The organism is Acidovorax sp. SRB_24, from assembly GCF_012931925.1.
In genome coordinates, this window is sequence record NZ_MWOM01000382.1 from 1 (window position 1) to 228 (window position 228).

Annotated in this window: 1 pseudogene; it reads right to left on the reverse strand. The window is 64.9% G+C overall.

Annotated elements, in window-relative coordinates:
* A pseudogene (locus B2J89_RS22355) lies at positions 1-228 on the reverse strand (hypothetical protein); the annotation flags it as partial.

The window sequence follows — 228 nt, forward strand, 5'->3', positions numbered from 1 at the left end:
GGGCGCGATCTTCATCATCAGGCGCGGGTCAAACGGCTTGGGGATCAGGTACTCGGGGCCGAACGCCAGGGCTTCGCCCACATAGGCGGCCGCCACCACTTCGCTTTGCTCGGCCTCTGCCAGGTCGGCAATGGCGTGCACGGCGGCAATTTCCATCTCGACCGTGATGGTGGTGGCTCCGCAGTCGAGCGCGCCGCGGAAGATGTACGGGAAGCACAGGACGTTGTT